Annotated in this window: 6 protein-coding genes; all 6 read left to right on the top strand. The window is 45.6% G+C overall.

The features are described 5' to 3' along the window. The coding region (locus A3761_RS20835; RefSeq protein ID WP_197473154.1) for an FAD-dependent oxidoreductase at positions 1 to 671 on the top strand (671 nt) is incomplete at its 5' end. After that, complete coding sequence (locus A3761_RS20840) at positions 671 to 1,477, top strand: DUF1365 domain-containing protein (protein ID WP_068515398.1); 807 nt, start codon at positions 671 to 673, stop codon at positions 1,475 to 1,477. The genes A3761_RS20835 and A3761_RS20840, both read left to right, overlap by 1 nt. 34 nt (positions 1,478 to 1,511) lie before the next feature. After that, the gene (locus A3761_RS20845) at positions 1,512 to 2,780 is read left to right on the top strand and encodes a cyclopropane-fatty-acyl-phospholipid synthase family protein (RefSeq protein WP_068515394.1); all 1,269 of its coding nucleotides are present in this window, start codon (positions 1,512 to 1,514) and stop codon (positions 2,778 to 2,780) included. A gap of 48 nt (positions 2,781 to 2,828) precedes the next feature. Next, complete coding sequence (locus A3761_RS29085) at positions 2,829 to 3,374, top strand: DUF2878 domain-containing protein (RefSeq protein ID WP_068515392.1); 546 nt, start codon at positions 2,829 to 2,831, stop codon at positions 3,372 to 3,374. Further along, on the top strand, positions 3,361 to 4,101 hold the full coding sequence (locus A3761_RS20855; protein ID WP_068553425.1) for a hypothetical protein: 741 nt from the start codon (positions 3,361 to 3,363) through the stop codon (positions 4,099 to 4,101). Before A3761_RS29085 ends, A3761_RS20855 begins: the two co-directional genes overlap by 14 nt. Before the next feature lie 576 nt (positions 4,102 to 4,677). Continuing rightward, positions 4,678 to 4,897, top strand: a 220-nt coding sequence (locus A3761_RS28645; protein WP_231881273.1) for a hypothetical protein, incomplete at its 3' end; no start/stop codon positions are given.

A 4,897-nucleotide genomic window follows, 5' to 3' on the forward strand; every position in this document is an offset into this window, starting at 1 on the left:
ATCGACCGCAGTGGAGGGTACTAACGAATGGTTCAGAGTCTTACATAGCACCGATTACACAGCGTTTTAAAGACAACATTCACCTTAACAGCAATATCATAAAGGTAACACGAAGCCCTAGCGAGGCGGCCATTACCTTTAGCGACCATTCTGTGCAGACCTTTGATCAGGTCATCTTTGCCTGCCATAGCGATCAAGCCTTACGGCTACTCGGCGATGTGTCTGAAAAAGAGAGCGAGATTCTTGGCGCAATCCCCTATCAGGACAACAGCGTCACTCTGCATACAGATACTCGCCTCATGCCTAAGAAAAAACTGGCCTGGGCGGCTTGGAATTATCATATTCCTCAGCGCGCTAATGATTGTGCCATGGTGACTTACAACATGAACATCCTGCAGAACTTCGACGACGCTCCCGAAACATTTCTAGTTACTCTAAACAGGACCAATGAAATAGACCCCAGCAAGATCATTCGCACGTTCAACTACAGCCACCCGGTCTTTAGCCAAGACGGCGTCAAAGCACAGGCGCGTCATCATGAAATAAGTGGTAACCCTGAGTCTGGTCATGGACGCACACACTATTGTGGTGCCTATTGGTTCAACGGCTTTCATGAAGATGGGGTCAATAGCGGACTTCGCGTCGCAGAGGCTTTCGGAGAAACACTCTAGTGAGCAAAATAAAGCACAGCTCAATATATAGAGGATCGATACGGCATCGTCGTTTTTTGCCCAAGAAACACCAGTTTCGCTACCCCTTGTTTATGCTCTATCTTGACTTAGACGAGTTAGAATCGCTGTGTAAATCGAAGTGGTACTGTTCACTCGAAAAGTTCAATATTGTCTCGTTTCGTCGCGATGATTATTACTCACCCGAATCGGGCGATTTAAAACAAGCCGTCATTAACAAAGTGACGAACAATCTCACCGAACAAGGTTTATCTGCGCCGGAAATTGAACACGTCAGAATGCTGTGCCACGCCCGCTATTTCAATGCAGTCTTTAACCCTGTCACCTTCTACTACTGTTTTGACAAAGCTAACAAGCTGGTTTCTATTTTGGCTGAAATCACCAACACCCCATGGGGTGAACGGCATGCTTATGTGCTACCCGTAGGTCAATCGGGAGAGTATGGCTCGTATGCCCTGAAAGCACAAAAATATCACCACTATGAGTTTCCCAAAGTTTTTCATGTTTCGCCGTTCAACCCTATGGATATGACCTATCACTGGACCTTTGATGAGCCAAACCAAGGGCTAAGAGTGCATATGGATAACACCCAGCGCGACGAACAAAACGAAAAGCACTTTGACGCCACGTTAGTGATGGAGCGATACGATTTCACAAACTATTTAGCCAGCACACTGATCCGATTTCCGTTTATGACCGTAAGAGTAAGCATGGGGATATATTGGCAAGCGTTAAAGCTATGGCTAAAGCGCATACCATTTTACGATCACCCTAACTTAAGCAAATAAGATAACAACGAATGCCCGTAAAGGAGACATCGAGATGAGTCCCACAAGCCTAGTGAGTCACGCCAAAAAGCAATCAAAATTCAGTGTAAGTAGCGTCGCCCGAAAACTCGTACATAAGCAGCTACAAAAACTGCACACGGGGACAATTGTCATTGTTGAACCAGGCGCACGTACACTCTTCGGAGAACCACTTTCTCCCAATGACCCGCTTTATTCCGAGCTACATATTCTTGATGAAAATTGTTATCTAGATATTATGACGGGCGGCAGCATAGGCGCGGCAGAAGCCTATATGTCAGAAGACTGGAGCTCACCGGATCTAACTAAACTAGTGCAAGTCATGGTCCAGAACCGTGATATTCTAGATCAAATGGAAGGCGGCTTCGCCCTGCTATCCCGGCCCTTAACTAAAGCCTTTCACCTCTGGAACCAAAATACCGAAAAAGGCTCCAAGCGAAATATCGCTGCGCATTACGACCTGGGTAATGATTTATTTAAGACCTTCCTGGACCCGACAATGATGTATTCCTCTGGCATCTTCCCTAGCGAACAGGCAAGCATGGAAGAGGCATCACAATACAAGCTTAAGACTATCTGTGAAAAACTAAACCTATCTGAATCTGACCATGTGGTTGAAATTGGCTCTGGCTGGGGCGGGTTCGCCATCTATGCTGCCAAGCACTATGGCTGCAAAGTCACCACCACCACGATCTCTGATAAACAACATGAGTTAGCACAAACACGGATCAGCGAAGCAGGCTTAAGCGATAAAATCACACTTCTAAAGCAAGACTATCGTGAGCTAGAGGGGCAATTCGACAAGCTCGTTTCAATAGAAATGATCGAAGCGGTTGGCTGGCAATACTATGACACCTTTTTCGCGACTTGCGCCTCACTGTTGAAACCAAATGGCGCGATGCTGATTCAAGCCATCACAATTGAAGACCAGCGTTTCGAGTACGCCAAACGCAACGTCGATTTTATTCAGCGTTATATCTTTCCTGGTAGTTGTATTCCTTCAATTCAGGCTCTCACTAGCTCATCGATGAAGGCCAGCGACCTACGACTCGTTTATCAAGAGGACTTTGCGGAACACTACGCTAGAACACTGCTAGCATGGTTGGATTCATTTAATAAAGCCTCAGCGACCATCACAGAGCTAGGCTATAGCAAAGAATTTAAACGTATGTGGGAGTTCTACCTCTGCTACTGCGCAGGAGGTTTCAAAGAGCGCTCTATCGGCGTATCTCATATGTTATTCGCTAAACCAGGTTATAGAAACGAGCCCCTGTCTCGCATATAAGGCAGTGATAAGCGATATAGCCAACCACACCATTAAGGAGTCTACTCAATGTCTCGGGAACAACTAAATAGGCTCCTCAATGCGGTGTTATTCCAAAGCTGTTGGTTTCTGGCAATTTTATCAGATTGGTACCTGGCGCTCTGCGCATTCGCCTTGCTATTAGTGCATTTCGTTCGAACAAACGCATCGACTCACAACTCATTAAAACTCTTGTATATCGCGTGTATCGGCATTCTGATCGACAGCTTGCTTATGCATCTAGGCGTTTACCAGTTTCCGAACCCCGAGTTAAGAACCAACGATTTTATAATTCCCTTGTGGTTAATCATAATGTGGTGTGCGTTTACGCTCACACTGCTTTCGTCGCTGCAATGGTTTTTAGCCAAGCCATATTTTTTCATCTGCTTATGTTGCATTTCCGGACCCGCTTCATACCTGGCAGGCCGTCACTTCGGCGCGCTTCACTTTGCAGACGCCTCCCTTATTTTCATCATCCTAGAATGGTTCGTAGTCGGAGTTCTGTGTACTGCAATCTTCCCCTCTTCACCAAAGGAGGATCTGCCAGCCCAAGGAGGCAAATATGCAAGCTATTAGCAGTTTCTCAATTGCCAGTTTCTTTGTGCTCTCTTCGCTTTGCGCTCAGCTACAAGCTGCGCCAAGCGATATCAAAGTCGTTCAGTTTGAGGGCAAAGCGTATTCGCTAGACAGTGACGAGTTGCTGTACTCAGAGCACCACTATATAAACCTCAATCGATCAAATCAGTATGACAATGCATATGTCGAATACAAGGCGCCAGACGGAGAGGTCTTTGCGAAGAAAGATCTGGATTTCTCGAAGCATAAATTAATACCCGACATGAGCTTTATCGACCTCCGCTCGAATCAAACAAGTCTTCTGACCAAAACTGACAATCAGGTAAAGATTGAACACATCAAAAAGAAAGACCTGCAGCATGAAACGATAAGCATTGATAACAGCAAGCGCATTGTCGCCGATGCAGGCTTTGATCGTTTGGTCATCAAATATTGGCAGCACTTGCTAGCGGGAAAGAAGATCAAATTTGAAATCCTGTCGCTTGATCGGTCTGAGTTAATTGGTTTCAAACTAGAGACTGTTGATATTAATGAAGAACGCTTGCAACTATCCATTAAGCCGCAAAGCTGGCTAATCGGACTAGTGATGGACCCGATTTACCTGCACTATGAACGGTCCTCAAAACGTTTATTGGAATACAAAGGGCTGACCAACATCCTAAGAGAAAAGAACGGCGAGTTAAAAACAGATAATTATGTGGCGCATATTAAATACCATTACTTCTGAGTTCAATTCTTCTATTGGTTGGCAAGCGCTGCTTGACGTCCGCTAAGTGCCAAAAGCAGGCCTTGGTACTTCTCTCAGCTTTGGCTGAATATTACTGATACGAACTTTTATCCCAGTATCAAAAAATGGTGAATAGCGGTCATAAGAATCGAGCCTATTTTCCTCGAAACCTTACATTACTTAAAACAGGAAAGCAGACCTTTAGCTTTTGATGGTGCCTAGGTCAGGTTCTAAAAAATAGCTACCTCGAGCGTTTTATTAGTATCCTTTAACTCCAAAGGCATGATTCGCAGCACGGATCAACAATGGAAAATGACCGCTCTGCCCAAACTCCAGCCCTAGATTTGAGATAGTTATGCTAATTTTGTACAAGTTGAACTCCGAAATTTTAGTCTCTAATACAAATCCATTTGATACCCATACATCGTATTAAACCTTTTGGTTGATAAACTCATTAACTCCATGACGAAGAAGATGATGATGAAGATGATGATAGAAAAGCATCGCGTCGCTCGGCGGAGCTTTTCGACAGGTCCCGTGGTAGCGGCTTATGAACTCAAGGTGGACGCGGGGGAGGTGCGGCGAGATAACGCTCAAGTCGCTCTGGCGGCAAAATTGGATGCCCTGCACGAGTCTCTTGTCTCGCTCCCACCAGTACCTTTGCTTACCGACGATCCGACAGAGAGCAGCCGTAAAAGCAGCAGTCCACTGTTACTGGCACGATCCATGGCATCCGCCCAGTCCTTTCTTCGAAAGAAGTTCCATTTGTGGTCTTTTGGTCCACCACCGCGGGGCA

It is taken from the genome of Oleiphilus sp. HI0123 (assembly GCF_001635315.1).